At 67.2% G+C, this 17,187-nt stretch carries 19 protein-coding genes and 1 tRNA gene; 14 read left to right on the top strand and 6 right to left on the bottom strand.

Features of this window, described 5'->3' with window-relative positions; translation table 11 throughout:
- The first annotated feature begins 3 nt into the window (after window positions 1-3).
- From thiL to ACJ8FR_RS08640, 8 genes are all read left to right on the top strand, one after another.
- Window positions 4-981, top strand: coding sequence for a thiamine-phosphate kinase (gene thiL / locus ACJ8FR_RS08675; protein ID WP_407828231.1), 978 nt, complete (start codon window positions 4-6; stop codon window positions 979-981).
- 166 nt (window positions 982-1,147) lie between these two features.
- Window positions 1,148-3,271, top strand: coding sequence for a sodium-translocating pyrophosphatase (locus ACJ8FR_RS08670; protein ID WP_407828230.1), 2,124 nt, complete (start codon window positions 1,148-1,150; stop codon window positions 3,269-3,271).
- 94 nt (window positions 3,272-3,365) lie between these two features.
- A complete protein-coding gene (locus ACJ8FR_RS08665; protein WP_407828229.1) occupies window positions 3,366-4,337 on the top strand; it encodes a quinone oxidoreductase family protein in 972 nt (323 codons plus the stop codon).
- Between the two features lie 71 nt (window positions 4,338-4,408).
- Complete coding sequence (gene infA, locus ACJ8FR_RS08660) at window positions 4,409-4,660, top strand: translation initiation factor IF-1 (protein ID WP_407828228.1); 252 nt, start codon at window positions 4,409-4,411, stop codon at window positions 4,658-4,660.
- Between the two features lie 9 nt (window positions 4,661-4,669).
- Window positions 4,670-5,242, top strand: coding sequence for a Maf family protein (locus ACJ8FR_RS08655; RefSeq protein WP_407828227.1), 573 nt, complete (start codon window positions 4,670-4,672; stop codon window positions 5,240-5,242).
- Window positions 5,243-5,250: 8 nt separating this feature from the next.
- Window positions 5,251-6,219, top strand: coding sequence for a ribonuclease (locus tag ACJ8FR_RS08650; RefSeq protein WP_407828226.1), 969 nt, complete (start codon window positions 5,251-5,253; stop codon window positions 6,217-6,219).
- Window positions 6,203-6,391, top strand: coding sequence for a DNA gyrase inhibitor YacG (locus tag ACJ8FR_RS08645; RefSeq protein WP_407828225.1), 189 nt, complete (start codon window positions 6,203-6,205; stop codon window positions 6,389-6,391). The genes ACJ8FR_RS08650 and ACJ8FR_RS08645 overlap by 17 nt, the downstream gene beginning before the upstream one ends.
- Window positions 6,392-6,431: 40 nt before the next feature.
- A tRNA-Phe gene (locus ACJ8FR_RS08640) sits at window positions 6,432-6,507 on the top strand.
- 100 nt (window positions 6,508-6,607) lie between these two features.
- Here the strand turns inward: ACJ8FR_RS08640 and ACJ8FR_RS08635 are convergent.
- Window positions 6,608-7,300: an anti-sigma factor family protein gene (locus ACJ8FR_RS08635; protein ID WP_407828224.1), complete on the bottom strand. Its 693-nt coding sequence runs from the start codon at window positions 7,298-7,300 to the stop codon at window positions 6,608-6,610.
- Window positions 7,300-7,797 carry an RNA polymerase sigma factor gene (locus ACJ8FR_RS08630; protein WP_407828223.1) on the bottom strand — a complete coding sequence of 166 codons (498 nt, stop codon included), beginning with the start codon at window positions 7,795-7,797 and terminating at the stop codon, window positions 7,300-7,302. Before ACJ8FR_RS08630 ends, ACJ8FR_RS08635 begins: the two co-directional genes overlap by 1 nt.
- A gap of 72 nt (window positions 7,798-7,869) precedes the next feature.
- Between ACJ8FR_RS08630 and ACJ8FR_RS08625 the strand changes: the two genes are divergently transcribed.
- Both ACJ8FR_RS08625 and ACJ8FR_RS08620 read left to right on the top strand, forming a co-directional pair.
- On the top strand, window positions 7,870-9,213 hold the full coding sequence (locus ACJ8FR_RS08625; RefSeq protein WP_407828222.1) for a S8 family serine peptidase: 1,344 nt from the start codon (window positions 7,870-7,872) through the stop codon (window positions 9,211-9,213).
- 93 nt (window positions 9,214-9,306) lie between these two features.
- Window positions 9,307-10,047, top strand: coding sequence for a hypothetical protein (locus tag ACJ8FR_RS08620; RefSeq protein WP_407828221.1), 741 nt, complete (start codon window positions 9,307-9,309; stop codon window positions 10,045-10,047).
- A gap of 76 nt (window positions 10,048-10,123) precedes the next feature.
- Here the strand turns inward: ACJ8FR_RS08620 and ACJ8FR_RS08615 are convergent, their stop codons facing one another.
- The 3 genes from ACJ8FR_RS08615 to sucC form a co-directional block, all read right to left on the bottom strand.
- Window positions 10,124-11,053: an electron transfer flavoprotein subunit alpha/FixB family protein gene (locus ACJ8FR_RS08615; RefSeq protein ID WP_407828220.1), complete on the bottom strand. Its 930-nt coding sequence runs from the start codon at window positions 11,051-11,053 to the stop codon at window positions 10,124-10,126.
- On the bottom strand, window positions 11,050-11,796 hold the full coding sequence (locus ACJ8FR_RS08610; RefSeq protein ID WP_407828219.1) for an electron transfer flavoprotein subunit beta/FixA family protein: 747 nt from the start codon (window positions 11,794-11,796) through the stop codon (window positions 11,050-11,052). Before ACJ8FR_RS08610 ends, ACJ8FR_RS08615 begins: the two co-directional genes overlap by 4 nt.
- Before the next feature lie 87 nt (window positions 11,797-11,883).
- Complete coding sequence (gene sucC / locus ACJ8FR_RS08605; protein ID WP_407828218.1) at window positions 11,884-13,089, bottom strand: ADP-forming succinate--CoA ligase subunit beta; 1,206 nt, start codon at window positions 13,087-13,089, stop codon at window positions 11,884-11,886.
- 31 nt (window positions 13,090-13,120) lie between these two features.
- On the opposite strand from sucC, the gene dinB reads away from it, so the two are divergent.
- The 4 genes from dinB to ACJ8FR_RS08585 all read left to right on the top strand — a co-directional run bounded on the left by dinB (window position 13,121) and on the right by ACJ8FR_RS08585 (window position 16,486).
- Window positions 13,121-14,203 carry a DNA polymerase IV gene (gene dinB / locus ACJ8FR_RS08600; RefSeq protein WP_407828217.1) on the top strand — a complete coding sequence of 361 codons (1,083 nt, stop codon included), beginning with the start codon at window positions 13,121-13,123 and terminating at the stop codon, window positions 14,201-14,203.
- 164 nt (window positions 14,204-14,367) lie between these two features.
- Entirely contained in the window at window positions 14,368-14,901 is a 534-nt protein-coding gene (locus ACJ8FR_RS08595; RefSeq protein ID WP_407828216.1) for a CarD family transcriptional regulator, read from the top strand.
- A gap of 117 nt (window positions 14,902-15,018) precedes the next feature.
- Complete coding sequence (locus tag ACJ8FR_RS08590) at window positions 15,019-15,741, top strand: head GIN domain-containing protein (RefSeq protein WP_407828215.1); 723 nt, start codon at window positions 15,019-15,021, stop codon at window positions 15,739-15,741.
- A gap of 52 nt (window positions 15,742-15,793) precedes the next feature.
- On the top strand, window positions 15,794-16,486 hold the full coding sequence (locus ACJ8FR_RS08585; RefSeq protein ID WP_407828214.1) for a GIN domain-containing protein: 693 nt from the start codon (window positions 15,794-15,796) through the stop codon (window positions 16,484-16,486).
- Here ACJ8FR_RS08585 and ACJ8FR_RS08580 read toward each other — a convergent pair.
- Entirely contained in the window at window positions 16,483-17,160 is a 678-nt protein-coding gene (locus ACJ8FR_RS08580) for a CADD family putative folate metabolism protein (protein ID WP_407828213.1), read from the bottom strand. The two genes, ACJ8FR_RS08585 and ACJ8FR_RS08580, sit on opposite strands and share 4 nt — an antisense overlap.
- Between the last annotated feature and the right edge of the window lie 27 nt (window positions 17,161-17,187).

Below are 17,187 nucleotides of genomic sequence, written 5' to 3'. Positions count from 1 at the left end.
ACAATGCGCGAATCCGAAGTGATCGAGCGCCTGCGCCGCATCGCGACGGCCCCCGAAGCGCGCGGCCTGCTCGACGACGTCGCCGTGCTCGACGGGTTCGTCATCACTCACGACACGATCGCCGAAGGCGTTCACTTCCTGCCGCAGGACCCGCCGGCAAGCGTCGGCTGGAAGCTGGTCACGGTGAACCTGTCGGACCTTGCTGCCAAGGGTGCGACACCCGCTGGCGCGCTGCTTTCGCTGACCATTTCCGGTCCCGGCGAATGGGAGCTCGCCTTCCTCGGCGGGATCGAGGCGGCGTGCGAAAGCTACGGCCTGCCGTTGGTCGGAGGCGACACGATCGCTTTGCCTTTGGGTGCGCCGCGAGTACTTGGAATGACCCTGATCGGCCGCGCCGGCCCGCACGTGCCCGAACGTGCCGGCGGTCAGCCCGGCGATGTGCTGTGGTTGGTCGGCACGGTCGGAGACGCGGCGGCGGGACTTGCCCTGCTCCTTGTCGACGCCAACGCGACAGGGGCGCTCGTCGACATCTATCGCCGCCCGATCCCGCAGCTGGGCGCGGGGCTGGCGCTGGCGCCAGAGGCGCATGCAATGATGGACGTCTCCGACGGCCTCCTGATCGACGCGCGCCGCATGGCCGAAGCGAGCGGCTGCGGCATCGCCATCGTCCTCGACCCGCTGCCGCTGTCGAGTGCCTTCGTTGCCGAGCGCGGCCAGGACTTGAGGGCGCGGCTGTTCGCGGCGACCGGCGGCGATGACTATGCGCTGCTCGCCGCCTTTCCGCCCGATCTCGACCCGTCAACGCTTTGTTTACCAACAGCGACGAGGATCACCCGCATTGGCACGATGACTGCCGCCGGACCGAGGATTTCCCTCAGTTTCGCCGGCGAGCCGGTCGCATTGCCGGAGAGATTGGGTTTTGAGCACCTTGGGGACCACGATCGCGGGCTTTCCGCTCCGCCAATGGCTGATCGGCCTTAGCGGGCTCGTCTCCGGCATGACGCTCGCCCTTCTGCTCCACTAAGCCGCTTATTCCCAAGCGGTTGCCAGCCGCGAAAACGCTTCGTAAAGCTGCCCCGCTTTTCGGCGGCGCGTGCCGGCCATCCGGCCGCTTGTCGCCAGTCCAACAATGGGGACGCATCAACTCATGAACCTGCTTTATATCGCCATGATCTGCGGCCTGGTTGCCGTGCTGTACGGCATCATCACAAGTCGCCAGGTCCTCGGCATGTCCGCCGGCAATCAGCGCATGATCGAGGTCGCCGCAGCAATCCAGGAAGGCGCCGGCGCCTACCTCCGCCGCCAATACACGACGATCCTGATCGTCGGCGTCGTCGTCGCGGCGATCATCTTCTATTTCCTCGGGGGCCTGAGCGCGGTCGCGTTCGTCATCGGCGCGGTCCTTTCGGGCGCCACCGGCTTCATCGGTATGAACATCTCGGTCCGTGCGAACGTCCGCACCGCCGAAGCCGCCCGCGTTAGCCTGCAGAGCGGGCTCACCACCGCGTTCCGCGCGGGCGCCGTCACTGGCATGCTGGTCGCGGGCCTCGCCCTGCTCGCGATTACGGTGCTGTTCTGGTACCTCACCGGGCCGGGCGGCTATGCCCCGAACGACCGCGCGGTCGTCACCGCTCTCACATCGCTCGCGCTCGGCGCCTCGCTGGTGTCGATCTTCGCGCGTCTCGGCGGCGGCATCTTCACCAAGGCCGCCGACGTCGGCGCCGACCTCGTCGGCAAGGTCGAAGCGGGAATCCCCGAAGACGATCCGCGCAACCCGGCGGTGATCGCCGACAACGTCGGCGACAATGTCGGCGATTGCGCCGGCATGGCTGCCGATTTGTTCGAGACCTACGTCGTGACCGTCGGCATCACCATGGTCTCGGTGGCGCTCGCCGTAGGCAGCTCGCCGTTGCTGCTGCCGCTGATGACGCTCCCGCTGCTGATCGGCGGCGTGTGCATCATCACCTCGATCATCGGCACCTACATGGTCCGGCTCGGCCGCAAGGGCTCGATCATGGGCGCGCTCTACAAGGGCTTCTGGACCGCGACGCTACTCGCCGTTCCGGCGATCTACGGCGTCTTCTGGTACACGCTGAATGGCGACCTCAATCAGATCGTGACCACGACAGCGACCAGCTTCCCGATCACCAACCTCATCTGGTCCTGCTTCATCGGGCTGGCGGTGACGGCGCTGATCGTGTGGATCACCGAATATTACACCGGAACCAATTACCGCCCGGTCCAGTCGATCGCCCGCGCGTCGCAGACCGGCCACGGCACCAACGTGATCCAGGGCTTGGCGATCAGCCTGGAATCGACCGCGCTGCCGACCCTCGTGATCGTCGTCGGCCTGATCGCCAGCTACCAGCTCGGCAGCTTCCTCGGCGTCGCCTTCGCGGCATCGGCGATGCTCGCGCTCGCCGGCATGGTCGTTGCGCTCGACGCCTACGGCCCGGTCACCGACAATGCCGGCGGGATCGCCGAGATGGCGGGGCTCGAGGAGGACGTGCGCACCCGCACCGACGCGCTCGACGCCGTCGGCAACACGACCAAGGCGGTCACCAAGGGCTATGCGATCGGCTCCGCGGGGCTTGCCGCGCTGGTGCTGTTCGGCGCCTACACCGCCGATCTTCGAGAATTCGGCGGCTCGATCGGGGTCACCAGCGACCTCGACAAGCTGTTCAGCCTGTCCAATCCCTATGTGATCGTCGGCCTGCTGCTCGGCGCGCTGCTGCCCTACCTGTTCGGGGCGATGGGCATGACCGCGGTCGGCCGCGCGGCCGGCTCGGTGGTCGAGGAAGTCCGCGCCCAGTTCCGCGACAATCCGGGGATCATGGATGGCTCCGTCCGCCCGAACTACGCGCGCACCGTCGACCTCGTGACCCGCGCCGCGATCCGCGAGATGATCCTTCCATCGCTTCTTCCGGTGCTTGCCCCGATCGTCGTCTATTTCGCGATCGGCGCCGTGGCCGGCAAGGAAAATGGCCTCGCCGCGGTCGGCGCTTTGCTGCTCGGCGTGATCGTCTCAGGGCTGTTCGTCGCCATCTCAATGACCTCGGGCGGCGGCGCCTGGGACAATGCCAAGAAATATATCGAGGACGGCAATTACGGCGGCAAGGGTTCGGAAGCCCACAAGGCCGCGGTCACCGGCGACACGGTCGGCGATCCGTACAAGGATACCGCCGGCCCGGCCGTCAACCCGATGATCAAGATCACCAACATCGTCGCGCTGCTTCTGCTTGCGGCCCTGGCGGCGCACGCCGCGGCCTGATCGACCCGGCAGCTTTAAACTCGAGCCCCGCTTCACCAATTGTGAGGCGGGGCTTTTCGTTGGGCGCCAGAGGGTCTGCGCAGGAGAAGCACGAATGCCTTACGCGATCCGGGTCCATCAGGTCGGCGGCCCCGACGTCCTCAAGTGGGAAGAGGTCGAAGTCGGCGAGCCCGGTCCAGGCCAGGTGCGGCTGCGGCAGCAAGCGGCCGGGATCAACTTCATCGACGTTTACCACCGCACCGGCCTTTATCCGCAGCCGCTGCCGTTCACGCCGGGTGTTGAAGGCGCGGGCGTGGTCGAAGCCGTCGCGCCGGATGTCACCGCGGTCAAGGTCGGCGACCGCGTCGCCTATGCCGGGCCGATCGGCGGCTATGCCGAGGTCCGGCTGATCGACGCCGATCGCCTCGTAACTCTCCCCAGTGCGATCTCGACCGAACAGGCGGCGGCCGCGATGCTGCAAGGGATGACCGTCCACATGCTGCTTCGCCGGGTCTATCCGGTCAAAGCCGGCGACACGATCCTGATCCACGCCGCGGCCGGTGGGGTCGGACTGATCGCCTGCCAGTGGGCCAAGGCCCTCGGAGCGACGGTGATCGGCACCGTCGGCAATGACGACAAAGCCGCGCTCGCCCGGGCCCACGGCTGCGACCACCCGATCGTCTACACGCGCGAGGATTTCGTTGCCGAGGTCGAGCGCATTACGAGGGGCAAGAAATTGCCGGTGGTTTATGATTCGGTCGGCAAGGACACGTTCCTGAAATCGCTTGATTGCCTCGCGCCGCGCGGGATGATGGTGAGCTTCGGCAACGCCTCCGGTCCCCCCGATCCTGTCGCCCCCGGGCTGCTCGCCCAGAAAGGCTCGCTATTCCTCACCCGGCCGACATTGTTCAACTATGTCGCCACTCGGCCCGAACTCGAGCAGGCGGCGGGCGAGTTGTTCGGCATGCTTGCCAGCGGCAGGGTCCAGGTCGAGGTCAAGCAACGGTTCGCGCTCAAGAACGCTGCCGAAGCCCATCGCGCGCTCGAAGGGCGCAAGACCAGCGGATCGACGGTGCTGACGGTTTAGCCGCACGCCTTCACATTCCGGCGACGCCCCTGTAAGGCTCCGCGACTTTTCGTCATTCAGAGAGGAAGCTTTTGGCCAAGGAAGAATTGCTCGAGATGCGTGGGCAGGTGGTGGAACTGCTGCCCAACGCCATGTTCCGCGTAAAGCTCGAGAACGGCCATGAGATCCTCGGCCACACCGCCGGCAAGATGCGCAAGAACCGCATCCGCGTTCTCACCGGCGACGAAGTGCTGGTCGAACTGACGCCGTACGACCTGACCAAGGGCCGCATCACCTATCGCTTCATGCCTGGACGCGCGGGACCGCCCGGCTACACGGGCTAAGCCGGGCTCGTGCGCCTGATCCTCGCCTCGGCGAGCCCGCGCCGTCTCGACCTGCTCGCCCGGATTGGCGTCATGCCCGACGCCATCGTCCCCGCGGAAATCGACGAGAGCGTCCCCAAGGGCGAGCTGCCGCGGCAACACGCGCAGCGGCTCGCGAGGGAGAAGGCCGAGGCCGTCGGTCGGGAACATCCTGACGCGCTTGTGCTCGCCGCAGACACGGTGGTCGCGGTTGGCCGACGGATCCTTCCGAAGGTCGAGGACGAAGCCACCTTGCGCGCCTGCATGAAGCTGCTGTCGGGTCGCCGCCACCGCGTGCTGACCGGCGTTGCACTGGCTGTGCCCGCCAGGGGCGTGCGCGAGCGGCTGGTCGAAACGATGATCGCGATGAAGCGCCTCAGCGATGAGGAGATCGACCATTACACCGGCCATGGCGAGTGGCGCGGCAAGGCCGGCGGCTATGCGCTCCAGGGTTATGGCGAGGTCTATGTCCGCCACATCGCGGGCAGCTACTCGAACGTCGTCGGCTTGCCGCTCGCCGAGACGCGGGTGCTGCTGAAGAGCGCTGGATATCCGGTTGCCTGAGCGGCCAAATGGCTGAATGGCTCGTCGAGCGCGGCGTCGGCGAGACGCGCGCGGCGCTGCTGGCCGACGGTGAGATCATCGAGGCACGGATCGAGCTCGAGGGTGTGATGCCGGCAGGCAGCGTGATCGCCGCCCGGCTGACCAGCATCGGAAGCAATGACCGCAATGCGGTCGCGGTGGCGGAGGGCGGAGACGAATATCTGCTGCCCAAAGGGGCTTCCGGTATCACCGAAGGCGCCGTGACGACGCTGGAGGTCACGCGCGAAGCAATCCCCGGCGCGGAGCCGTGGAAGCGGCCGCTGGCGAGGATCACGGACGAGCCGCCGCGGGCAGCGCCTGGGCTCGGCGAACGGCTGGGTGCGCGCGCGCTTTCCTTTCCCGCGCCCGCCGACGAACTGGGCCAGGCCGGCTGGAACGATCTTCTCGATGAGGCCCGCAGCGGAACCGTCGCATTCGCCGGCGGTGAGCTCAGGATTTCACCAACCCCGGCGATGACCCTGATCGACGTCGACGGCTATCTGCCGCCGGACGAGCTGGCGGTCATCGGGGCGGCCGCCGCGGCCAAAGCCATCCGCCGGCTCGACATCGGCGGCTCGATCGGCATCGACCTGCCGACCGCAGGCAGCAAGGCTGCGCGCCAGGCGGCCGCCGCCGCCATTGACGCCCACCTGCCGCAGCCGTTCGAGCGCACCGCCATCAACGGCTTCGGCTTCGTCCAGATCGTTCGCCCCTGGAGCCGGGCTTCCCTGATCCAATTGGCGCACGACCGTACCGGCTTCGAAACCCGCGCCCTGCTGCGCCGCGCGGCCTTCGAGCGCGCGGGCGGCAAGCGCATCGTCGCACAGCCGGCGATCATCGCACTGCTCGAGCTTCGGCGAGAGTGGATCGACACGCTTTCGCGCCAGGTCGGCGGCACGGTCGAGTTGCGCGCCGACGCCACTCTCCCCATGTCCGACGGATATGCCGAAAACCTCTAACAAGTCGAAGAAATGCCCGCTGTGCGGGAAGCCGGAAGTGACCGAGCACGCGCCCTTTTGCAGCCGCGGCTGCAGGGACCGCGACCTGTTAAAATGGCTCGGCGATGGCTATCGTATCGCGGGGCCGCCTGCCGATCCCGAAAAGGTGGACAGCGGGGAGAGCGGCGACTAGTTGGGCCGTTCGCCGCGAAGGCACCGCCTCTGCAAAGCGCGCCCAGGTAGCTCAGTTGGTAGAGCACGTGACTGAAAATCACGGTGTCGGTGGTTCGATCCCGCCCCTGGGCACCATCGCCGCCTGGAGCTGATCCGGGGGATCAGCGAAGCCGGCGATCGCGCACAGTTGATCCGAGGGATCAACGAGCACGAGGATCCGAGCGCGGCAAGGCCGCTACTTCCAACCGTTCGCCTTCGCCGCCTTTTCGTGCGCCGCATCGAGCGGCTCACCCGTCATCGCCGAGTCGACGAGCGCCGCGAGGTTGGGGTCCATCCCGGCCGCCATGCGGTAGTCGGTCGCCTGCCCTTCGGGCGCCGCGAACAGCCCTTTGAGCTTCCAGCGCCCGCCGCTGCGGCATGCGAGGCCGCTCGAAGCCTGCTGCGTGAAGCTGCGGCAGATTTCGCCAGCCTGATCGCGGAACGTGAGGCCGATGCGCACGTCGCCGGCTGGCGCGCTCGCGAGCTGCGCGTCGAGCGCCTGGTTCAGGCCTGCCGCGGCGTACATCGCGCCGCCCTGCACCTCGACCGGCGCGGTGGCGCCCTTCGGCACGATTGTTCCGATCGAGATTCCGACGGCGAGCGTCGCCGCGATCGCCGCCCATTGCGGAAGCGACGGGATCGACCGCGAGCGCTTCGCCGCGGCGAAGTCGATCACGTCAGCCGAGGACCGAAGCGCACCCTCGAGGTGCGCAGGGACCGGCGCCTCGGCGATCGGATCAAACGCGCCTTTGAGCCGCGCTCCGAACGCGCGATGTTGCTCGGCAAGCTGGGCGAGCTTCGGGTCCGCGGCGACCTTCGCCTGCATTTCCGTCGCTTCGTCCGGTGCCAGCTCGCCGTCGAGCCACGCGAAGAATTTCTCGTCGTCCATCATCTCTCACCCACCATGGCCAGGAGCGCGGTCCGCCCGCGCACCAGCCGGCTCGACACCGTGCCCATCGGCAGGCCGAGCATGTCCGAAACCTCGCGATAGCCGAAGCCCTCGACCAGGATCAGCGCGACCACTTCGCGCTGCTCGTCGGGCAGCTGTTCCATCGCCGCCATGACGCGTTTCAAGTCGACGGCCGCGTCGATCGCCTCGCGCGGGTCCTCGCCGACGCTGAGGCCCTCTTCCTCCGGCGCCTCGCGCGCATTCTTGCGGGTCCTCGCCCGGGCGGTGTCGATCCACAGGTTGCGCATGATCCGGTAGGCCCAGCTGTCGAGCCGCGTGCCGGCCTGCCACTGCGCCTTCGAGCGCAGCGCGCGTTCGATCGTCGCCTGCGTCAAATCGTCCGCGTCGGCCGCGTCGCGGCTCAGCGCGTGGGCGAAGCGGCGCAGCTGAGGAAGCAACGAAGCCAGCTGATCCTCGAACGGCGAAGATTGATCCATTGATCTCCATGCGGATGAAACGACGCACCTCGCACGTTTCATCCCCAGAAGGCATGATAAAGAGGTCCGTCGATGTCCAGCTTGGTTCGTCATTTCGCATTGGCCGCCGTCGCCGGGATTGCGCTCTCGGCGAGCGCGGGCGCGCAATTGCTCGGTGTGCCGGCGTTGCCGCCGGTCGGCCTGCCAATTGGCAATCTGCCAACGGGCAATCTCCCGGTCGCTGGCCCGGTGCTCCAGAACATCCTCGCCCAGCCCGCGGCCCAGCAGGCAATCAGCCCGACTCTCGATACGGTGAGCGGGCTCAGCGGGACGGTCGCCGAAGCGGGCGCACCGACCCTCCTCGAGCTCCGCCGCCTGAGGCTGCAGGAGCTGATACGAACCAACCGCGCAACGGTCGAGAATGACGGCAATGGCTTGCCGGTGCGGCGCGGCATGGTTGCGGTGATCGACCCCGATCCTGTCGGACTGCAGCGCGCGCTCGTTGCCGGTTTCCGCATCGCCGCCGACAATCGCGATCCGGGGTTGGGAATGCGCGTCGTATCGCTGGCCACGCCCAGCGGCGTAAGCGCAAAGGACGGGCTCAAGAGGCTGCACAAGCTCGCGCCGGAGCTGCAGGCCGATTTCGACCATCTGTTTGAGCCCGCCGGCGGCTCGCTGGCACCGATCGCCGGCGCGCTCGCGGTGGCGCAGGGATTGGGTGGCGGCCGCGCCATCGGCATGATCGATGGCGGCGTCGCGTCGCACCCGGCGCTGGCCGGCAAGAGCATCGAGCAGAACGGCTTTGCCGGCGCCGCGCAACCGACCGGTCACGGCACCGCGGTCGCCTCGTTGCTGGTCGGAACCCAAGGTCCCTTTCGCGGCGCCGCACCGGGCGCGCAGTTGTTCGTCGCGGATGTCTATGGCGGCAACCGCGCCGCCGGCTCGGCGACCAGCATCGTCCGCGCGCTCGGCTGGCTTTCGGGTCACCGCGTGCAGGTGATCAACATCAGCCTCGTCGGACCGCCGAACATGCTGGTCCAGCGGGCGATCCAGATCGTCCAGTCGCGCGGGATCGAAGTCGTCGCCGCCGTCGGCAACGATGGTCCCGCGGCGCCGCCGCAATTTCCCGCATCCTATCCGGGCGTGATCGCCGTTACCGCGGTCGACGGCGGCGGTCGCGCGCTTCCCGAAGCGGGCAAGGCGGCCCATGTCGACTTCGCCGCGCCCGGCGCCGACATGGCCGCGGCGCTTCCCGGCAACGGCTATACGCGGGTCCGCGGGACGAGCTTCGCGGCGCCGCTCGCCGCCGCCCGGCTGCTCGCCGCCGGATCCCCGATTGCGCTCGTTTCGGAGGCTCGTCCGGGCAAGGGCCGGGTCGGCCGCGGCATCGTCTGCGGCGCCTGCCGGATCGAGCCGCGGAGCGTCGGCGCGAAATAAATTCCGCTCCTCGGCGGGATGAACCGCGGAGGGCGTGTCGTTCTCTTCGCAGGAGCACAGCGAAGCTCCGCTGAAGTTCAAAAGGAGAATGACATGTCCAAGTTCATGCTGGCCGCCGCCTCGGCACTCGCGATCGCAGCGGCTCCCGCACATGCGCAATTGCTCGGCAACGTCGGCGGCACCGTCAGCGGCGCCCTCAACGGGACGCTCGGCGGCACGCTCAACGGCGTTGGCAACGTCGGCGGCACCCTCAACAGCGTCGGAAATGTCAGCGGCATGGTCAACGGCGCCCTCAGCGGCCCGGCCTCGGTCGCCAACAGCGTCAGTGCCGTCGGATCGGGCTCGGCCAACGGCTCCGCGACCGGTTCGGTCGACCGCCGCACCGGATCGGCCAATGGCAATGTCGGCCTTGCCGGCACCGTGACCGGCGCGGTCAACAACGCCAGCTCGGCCGCGCTCGCCGGAACCAGCCTCAGCGGCAACGGTTCGACCTCGGGCAGCGCGTCGGCGAGCAAGAACGTCGGCTTCGCCGCCCAGGGCATCGGCACCGACCAGCTCCATGGGCTCGCAGGCCAGGCTGCCGGGACCCTGACTGGCACCGCCAATGCCGCAACCTCGGCCGCTTACGGCGCGGGCGCGCAGGCCACCGGCTCGGCGAACGCCGCCGGCAACACGGCTTATGCCGCCGCGGGGCAAGCGACCAACGGCCTCGGCAATGCCAGCCTCAGCGGCAGCGGCAATGCCAGCGGCAATGCGTCGGGCAGCGCGACTGCCAAGGGTTCCGCCAGGTCGCGGGGCAACACCGAGCGACACGCGCGGAACGACCGCCAGTAAGAGCAGCGGTCGAGTCCCTGCCCGCCGCGCCACGACCCAAGGGTCGAGCGCGGCGGGCAGTTTTTCTTGGGGATAGCTACAGCTTCCCGGTCAGTTCCGGCACGATCTTGAATAGGTCGCCGACAAGGCCGATGTCCGCGACCTGGAAAATCGGCGCTTCCTCGTCCTTGTTGATGGCGATGATCGTCTTCGAATCCTTCATTCCCGCGAGGTGCTGGATCGCGCCCGAAATGCCGATCGCGATATAGACTTGCGGGGCGACGATCTTGCCGGTCTGCCCGACCTGGTAATCGTTGGGCGCATAGCCGGCGTCGACCGCGGCGCGGCTGGCGCCCACGGCGGCGCCGAGCTTGTCGGCGAGCGGGTCGATCAGCGCGTGGAACTGTTCGCTGCTGCCGAGCGCCCGGCCGCCCGAGACGATCACCTTGGCGCTGGTCAGCTCGGGCCGCTCGCTTTTGGACGCTTCAAGTCCAACGAAGCTGCTGATGCCTGGATCGCCGCCCGCGTCGACCTGCTCGACTGTCGCCGAGCCGCCCTCCGCCGCCGCTTTCTCGAACGTCGTGGTGCGGACGGTGATGACCTTCCTGGCGTCTTTCGACCTGACCGTCGCGATCGCATTGCCGGCGTAGATCGGCCGCGTGAACGTGTCGGGGCCCTCGACCGACAGGATGTCCGTAATCTGCATCACGTCGAGCAGCGCCGCGACGCGCGGCGCGATATTCTTGCCGGTCGTGGTCGCGGGCGCGAGGAAAGCGTCGTGGCTGTCCATCAGCCTGGCCGCGACCTGCGCGACCGCTTCGGCGAGCTGGTGCTCGAGCGCGGCCGAATTCGCGACATAGACCTTCGCGACGCCGGCGATCTTCGCCGCCGCCTGCGCGACTCCATCGGCATTGTTGCCGGCCACAAGCGCATGCACTTCGCCGAGCTTGCCCGCCGCGGTGACGGTCGCCCGCGTCGCATCCTTGATGTGGACGCCGTCATGCTCGACCAGGACCAGAACGCTCATTTCGCAATCCCCAGACCCTTGAGCCGCTCGACCAGCTCATCGACGCCGCCGACCTTGATTCCCGCCTGGCGCTTGGCCGGTTCGACCACCTTCAGAGTCTCCAGCCGGCGGGCGACATCGACGCCGTAATCGGCCGGCGACTTAGTCGCGAGGGGCTTCGACTTGGCCTTCATGATGTTCGGCAGCGAGGCGTAGCGCGGCTCGTTGAGGCGAAGGTCGGTCGTGACGACGGCGGGCAGCTTGAGCTTGACCGTTTCGAGCCCGCCGTCGACCTCGCGGGTAACCGTCGCGCTGTCCGAAACCTCGACCTTCGACGCGAACGTGCCCTGCGGCCAACCGAGCAGTGCCGCGAGCATTTGCCCGGTCGCATTATTGTCGTCGTCGATCGCCTGCTTGCCGAGGATGATCAGCTGCGGCTCTTCCTCCGCGGCGATCTTGGCGAGGATCTTGGCGACGGCGAGCGGCTCGACCTCCTCGTCCGTCTGCACGAGGATCGCGCGGTCGGCGCCCATGGCGAGCGAGGTGCGCAGCGTCTCCTGCGCCTTGGCGGGGCCGATCGATACCGCGACGATCTCGGTGACGACGCCCTTCTCCTTGAGCCGGATCGCTTCCTCGACGGCGATCTCGTCGAACGGGTTCATGCTCATCTTGACGTTGGCGAGATCGACGCCGGAGCCGTCCATCTTGACCCGCGGCTTGACGTTGAAATCGATGACGCGTTTGACCGCGACCAGCACTTTCATTCGGCTCTCCTTGTGTCCCCGCGCAGGCAGGGACCGAGTCCTACGAACAGAGTCTGGGCTCCTGCCTTCGCAGGAGCACAGTCAGGATCATGCGGCAACGGGGCTGCGAACTTCGGCAACGATCTTCCTCGCCGCATCGCCGAGATCGTTGGCGGCGATGATCGGGAGGCCCGACGAGGCGAGAATGTCCTTGCCCTGCTGGACGTTGGTGCCTTCGAGGCGGACAACCAGCGGCACGTTCAGCGATACTTCGCGCGCCGCGGCGACGATCCCGTCGGCGATGATGTCGCAGCGCATGATCCCGCCGAAGATGTTGACGAGGATCCCCTTCACCGCCGGGTCGGACAGGATGATCTTGAACGCCGCGGTCACCTTCTCCTTCGAGGCGCCGCCGCCAACGTCGAGGAAGTTGGCCGGCTCGGCGCCTTCCAGCTTGATGATGTCCATCGTCGCCATCGCCAGGCCGGCGCCGTTGACCATGCAGCCGATCGACCCGTCGAGCTTGATGTAGGAAAGGTCGTATTTCGACGCCTCGATCTCCATCGGGTCTTCTTCGGTGAGGTCGCGGAGGTCCTGCAAATCCTTGTGGCGGAACTCGGCATTGTTGTCGAAGCCCACCTTTGCGTCGAGCACCAGCAGCCGCCCCTTGTCGTCGACTGCGAGCGGGTTGATCTCGATCTGCGACGCGTCCGTGCCGATGAACGCGGCGTAGAGGCTGGCCAGCACCTTGCCGGCCTGCTTCGCGAGGTCGCCGCTGAGCCCGAGCGCGGCGGCCACTTCGCGGCCGTGGTGCGGCATCAGCCCGGTCGCCGGATCGACGGTGATCGTCGCGATCTTCTCGGGGCTGTCGTGGGCGACCTTTTCGATCTCCATCCCGCCTTCGGTCGAGGCGACGACCGCAACGCGGCCGGTCTCGCGATCGACCAGCAGCGCGAGATAATATTCCTTCGCGATATCGACGCCGTCGGTGATGTAGAGCCGCTGGACCTGCTTGCCCGCGGGCCCGGTCTGGACGGTGACCAAAGTCTTGCCGAGCATCTCGGCGGCATGCTCGCGGACCTCGTCGATCGAGTGGGCGAGGCGCACGCCGCCTTTTCCCGACTCGCCGAGCTCCTTGAACTTGCCCTTGCCGCGGCCGCCGGCGTGGATCTGCGCTTTGACCACCCACAGCGGCCCCGGCAGCTTGTTCGCCGCCTCAACCGCTTCGTCGACGCTCATCGCCGCATAGCCCGCCGGCACCGGCACGCCATATTTCGCGAGCAGTTCCTTGGCCTGATATTCATGGATGTTCATGGGCGCGGGCCTTAATCAGATCGCAGCCGCGATGCAAAGTGACGAGCGCCCTCTCCGCAAGATCATCCATGTCGACATGGACGCCTTCTACGCGTCGGTCGAACAGCGCGATGATCCCGAGCTGAAAGGAAAGCCGGTCGCGGTCGGCGGCGGCCATCGCGGGGTGGTCACCGCCGCGAGCTACGAAGCCCGGCCCTATGGCGTGCGTTCCGCGCTTCCGTCGGTGACCGCCAAACGCCTTTGCCCCGATCTGATTTTCGTCAAGCCGCGGTTCGACGTCTATCGCGCCGTGTCGCAACAGATCCGCAGCATTTTCAGCGACTACACCGATCTGGTCGAGCCGCTGTCGCTGGACGAAGCCTATCTCGACGTGACCGAGGACCGGCGCGGCCTGGGCAGCGCCCGGGCAATCGCCGAGGACATCCGCCGCCGGATCCGGGAGGAGACGCAGCTCACGGCATCGGCCGGCGTTTCCTATTGCAAGTTCATCGCCAAGCTCGCCTCCGACCATCGCAAGCCGGATGGCCTGTGCGTCATCACGCCCGAGAAAGGGCCGGAGTTCGTCGCTTCGCTGCCCGTCGCCCACTTCCACGGCGTCGGGCCGGTCACCGCGAAGAAGATGGAGCGACTCGGCATCCTGACCGGCGCCGACCTGCGCGACTGGAGCCTGCCCGCGCTCCAGGCGCATTTCGGCAGCTCCGCCGACTGGTATTGGCGGATCGCCAGAGGAATCGACGAGCGCGAGGTCAAGCCCGACCGGCCCTACAAGTCGGTCAGTGCCGAGCGCACGTTCGACGAGGACCTGCGCGACGCGGACCGCCTCGCCGCCGAGCTAACGAGGATTGCGGGCTATGCCTGGGACCGCATCGAACGCGCGGAAGTTGCCGGCCGCACCGTGACTCTTAAGGTGAAATATGGCGACTTCACGCTGATTACGCGGTCGAAAAGTTTCGTCCTGCCGGTGCCCGATCTCGATGCATTCACACTGGCCGGCCAGGCGCTCCTGGCCGCACTATATCCGCTGCCCAAGGGCATCCGCCTGCTGGGCTTGGGGCTGCATAACTTAAGTGAAGGGGGCGTCGAACCACCCGTGCAACTCGGACTCGCAATCTGAGCCCGCTTATGATATAAAATTGCAACACGGGGCCGCGAGCGATTCAGCTGCGGCCTTAAGTTTAAGGACGCCACAAATAGGCAGCAGAGCCGCGACCGGTCGGTCGTTTTGGGGGACGATACGGGATGTGTCGGCTCTCTCTGCCGCAATTGGAAAGGTTAGCAATGGCTACTAAGGCGCTGAGCTTCGACGTCGGTGATTACGTCGTTTACCCCAAGCACGGCGTGGGCCGGGTCGTCGAGCTGCAAAGCACCGAAATCGCCGGGACGCGTCTCGAGCTGTACGTGCTCCGGTTCGAGAAGGAAAAGATGACCCTTCGCGTGCCCGTCAACAAGGCGGACGCGGTCGGCATGCGCAAGCTGTCGTCGGACAAGACGATGAAGGACGCGCTCGAGACCCTCAAGGGCAAGCCCCGGGTCAAGCGCACCATGTGGTCGCGCCGCGCGCAGGAATATGAAGCCAAGATCAACTCCGGCGACCTGACGTCGATCGCCGAAGTGACTCGCGACCTGTTCCGCCCGGACGACGCGCCCGAGCAGAGCTATTCCGAGCGGCAGATTTTCGAGGCGGCTTCGTCGCGCCTGGCGCGCGAGCTTGGCGCGATGGAGCAGACCGATGAGAAATCGGCGCTCGCGAAGATCCTCGACATCCTGAACAAGGCCGCGGTGATCCATCAAAAGCCCAAAGAAATCGCATAAAGCTGCCGGCAGGTTCTTCCGGCAAAGGGGCGTCCACGCGGGCGCCCCTTTTTTTGCGCTTGCGGCCGTTCCCGTGCCAGTGTATTGCAACGATAATACACATAGTTGGAGGAACGCATGCTGAAACCCCTCGCGGCAGTCGTTGCCGCTTCCGCTCTCGCGGGTTGCCACGTCCGGGCCGACGATAAGGGCGGAGCGACAGTGTCGAGGAACTACAGCGTCGGCAGCTTCCAGCAGATCGAGGTCGCAGGACCTTATAATGTCGAGGTCCGCACCGGCGCCGATCCGAGCGTCTCGGCGCGCGGCTCCGAAAAGCTCCTCGACCGCACATTGGTCGAGGTCCGCGGCGACAAGCTCGTGATCCGCCCCGAGGACAACCACAGCTTCTTCCACTGGGGCTGGAGCCACAGCCGCGAGGCCCGCTTCGTCGTCACGGTCCCGCAACTGCATGCCGCCGCGATCGCCGGGTCGGGCGGGATCAAAGTCGACCAGGTCAGCGGCGATTCGTTCGAAGGGACCATTGCCGGCTCGGGCGGACTTGAGCTCGCCTCGGTCGACGTCCAGGCGCTCAAGCTATCGATCGGCGGTTCGGGCGGAATCAAAACGGGCGCCGGCAAGGCGAAGAGCGCCGACTATGAAATTGCCGGTTCCGGGGCCATCGACGCGAGCGGGGTTTCCGCCGAGCAAGCCAAGGTGTCGATCGCCGGATCCGGCGACCTCAAGGCCCAGGCCACCAGCACCGCGCAAGTCGACGTCATGGGATCGGGCAACGTGGTCATCACCGGCGGCGCCAAATGCAAGGTCAACAAGGCCGGTTCGGGCAACGTCAACTGTTCGTGATCCAGCTCTGGCTCTTAAAGCGACCTTAAACTTGCCGTAGGAAGGTGGGCCCATGCGCACTTTCCTTATCGCTTCCGCTCTGATTGCGCTTGCCGCGCCCGCGGGCGCCGCGACCCGCAACTTCGGCATCACCGGCTTCACCAAGATCCGCGTCGACGGACCCTACAAGGTCACCCTCGCATCCCGGGTGGCGCCGTTCGCGCGAGCGACTGGCTCCGGCCCCGCGCTCGACCGGCTCACGGTGGAGGTTCGCGGCGATACGTTGGTGGTCCAGGCGAACAAGTCCGGTTGGGGCGGCTATCCCGGCTCGAACCCCGGGCCGGTCGAGGTCAGCGTTGGAACGCATGAGCTGAGCAACGCCTGGGTCAACGGCGCCGGAGCGCTTCTCATCGACCGCGTCGGCGGCCTCACCTTCGCGCTGTCGATCCAGGGCTCCGGACATGCCGAGATCGCCTCGGCCGCAGCCGACCAGCTCAACGTCAGCCTCGTCGGCACCGCCAGCGCCAAGCTCATCGGGCGGGCGAAGAAGCTGACGACGCTCGTGCGCGGCATCGCCGCGCTCGATGCCACCGGCCTCGCCGCCACCGATGCATCGATCGGTGCGGAAGGCGCGGCCACGATCGACGCGAACGTGACGGACGAGGCGACGGTAGATGCTTCCGGACCGGCGGTCATCCGGCTCGCCGGCCGGCCCAGCTGCTCACTGCGGACCGGCGGCTCGACGACCGTCAGCGGCTGCCGTTAGTTCAGCGAGGCCTCGGCCTCGACGCCCGACAGGAAGGTCCACAGCGCGCCAGCGAGCTCTTCACCCGCGGCTACGGCTTCGGCCCGCTCGCCCTCCGGCAGGCGGTCGAGCAGCGCGCGGCACACCGCGCCATGTTCGACGTCGGCGCTCTCATGGACTCGGAAGAAGCGCAACGTCTCCTCGTCGCCGATGCCGTAACGGTCGACCAGGCCTTCGATCTTCGCACTGGCGACGCCGGGGAACTGGCTTTCGTAGGCGTAGAGCGCGCCGAGGCCCGACGCATAGGAGCGGCGCGACAGCCGGCGGAAGGTCTCGATCAGCGCCTGGGTCTCCGCGTTCAGTGACTGCGCGCGTACCGCCTGCTCGCTCTCGCCAAGGCCGCAGGCGAACATCAGCCACAGGCTCGCATGGTCCTGCTTGTCCGCCTCGATCCCCTCTTCCTCGGCGAGATTCTCCGCCAGCATGCGGCGTCCGTCGCGGTCGGGACAGCTGGAGTGCACCGCGCTCACCGCGCGCGGGAAGGCCTCGACATGGTGGAAATATTGGCGGGCGTAAGCGCGCAGCGTCTCCATCGGCAGGCGGCCCTCGGTCCATGCCTGGTAGAAGGGATGGCTCAGCATGGCCCGTTCGGCGACTTTCGAGTCGATCAGCGATGAGGTGGTGAGGGTGGTCATGCTTGGCCTCCGGTTGCTTGTGCGGGA

Source organism: Sphingomonas sp., from assembly GCF_045810705.1.
Lineage (GTDB): Bacteria > Pseudomonadota > Alphaproteobacteria > Sphingomonadales > Sphingomonadaceae > Sphingomicrobium.
Note: the sequence above shows the minus strand (reverse complement) of the source record. Positions and strands in the feature narration are given on the sequence as shown.

What these genes read in the sequence shown, in the direction of transcription:
- ACJ8FR_RS08590 (WP_407828215.1), top strand. Translation starts at nt 15,019, where the DNA reads ATGCTGAAACCCCTCGCGGCAGTCGTTGCCGCTTCCGCTCTCGCGGGT.
- sucC (WP_407828218.1), bottom strand. Translation starts at nt 13,089, where the DNA reads ATGAACATCCATGAATATCAGGCCAAGGAACTGCTCGCGAAATATGGC.
- ACJ8FR_RS08615 (WP_407828220.1), bottom strand. Translation starts at nt 11,053, where the DNA reads ATGAGCGTTCTGGTCCTGGTCGAGCATGACGGCGTCCACATCAAGGAT.
- ACJ8FR_RS08585 (WP_407828214.1), top strand. Translation starts at nt 15,794, where the DNA reads ATGCGCACTTTCCTTATCGCTTCCGCTCTGATTGCGCTTGCCGCGCCC.
- ACJ8FR_RS08625 (WP_407828222.1), top strand. Translation starts at nt 7,870, where the DNA reads ATGTCCAGCTTGGTTCGTCATTTCGCATTGGCCGCCGTCGCCGGGATT.
- ACJ8FR_RS08665 (WP_407828229.1), top strand. Translation starts at nt 3,366, where the DNA reads ATGCCTTACGCGATCCGGGTCCATCAGGTCGGCGGCCCCGACGTCCTC.
- ACJ8FR_RS08580 (WP_407828213.1), bottom strand. Translation starts at nt 17,160, where the DNA reads ATGACCACCCTCACCACCTCATCGCTGATCGACTCGAAAGTCGCCGAA.
- dinB (WP_407828217.1), top strand. Translation starts at nt 13,121, where the DNA reads ATGCAAAGTGACGAGCGCCCTCTCCGCAAGATCATCCATGTCGACATG.
- thiL (WP_407828231.1), top strand. Translation starts at nt 4, where the DNA reads ATGCGCGAATCCGAAGTGATCGAGCGCCTGCGCCGCATCGCGACGGCC.
- ACJ8FR_RS08595 (WP_407828216.1), top strand. Translation starts at nt 14,368, where the DNA reads ATGGCTACTAAGGCGCTGAGCTTCGACGTCGGTGATTACGTCGTTTAC.
- ACJ8FR_RS08630 (WP_407828223.1), bottom strand. Translation starts at nt 7,797, where the DNA reads ATGGATCAATCTTCGCCGTTCGAGGATCAGCTGGCTTCGTTGCTTCCT.
- ACJ8FR_RS08635 (WP_407828224.1), bottom strand. Translation starts at nt 7,300, where the DNA reads ATGGACGACGAGAAATTCTTCGCGTGGCTCGACGGCGAGCTGGCACCG.
- ACJ8FR_RS08620 (WP_407828221.1), top strand. Translation starts at nt 9,307, where the DNA reads ATGTCCAAGTTCATGCTGGCCGCCGCCTCGGCACTCGCGATCGCAGCG.
- ACJ8FR_RS08670 (WP_407828230.1), top strand. Translation starts at nt 1,148, where the DNA reads ATGAACCTGCTTTATATCGCCATGATCTGCGGCCTGGTTGCCGTGCTG.
- ACJ8FR_RS08645 (WP_407828225.1), top strand. Translation starts at nt 6,203, where the DNA reads ATGCCGAAAACCTCTAACAAGTCGAAGAAATGCCCGCTGTGCGGGAAG.
- ACJ8FR_RS08650 (WP_407828226.1), top strand. Translation starts at nt 5,251, where the DNA reads ATGGCTGAATGGCTCGTCGAGCGCGGCGTCGGCGAGACGCGCGCGGCG.
- ACJ8FR_RS08610 (WP_407828219.1), bottom strand. Translation starts at nt 11,796, where the DNA reads ATGAAAGTGCTGGTCGCGGTCAAACGCGTCATCGATTTCAACGTCAAG.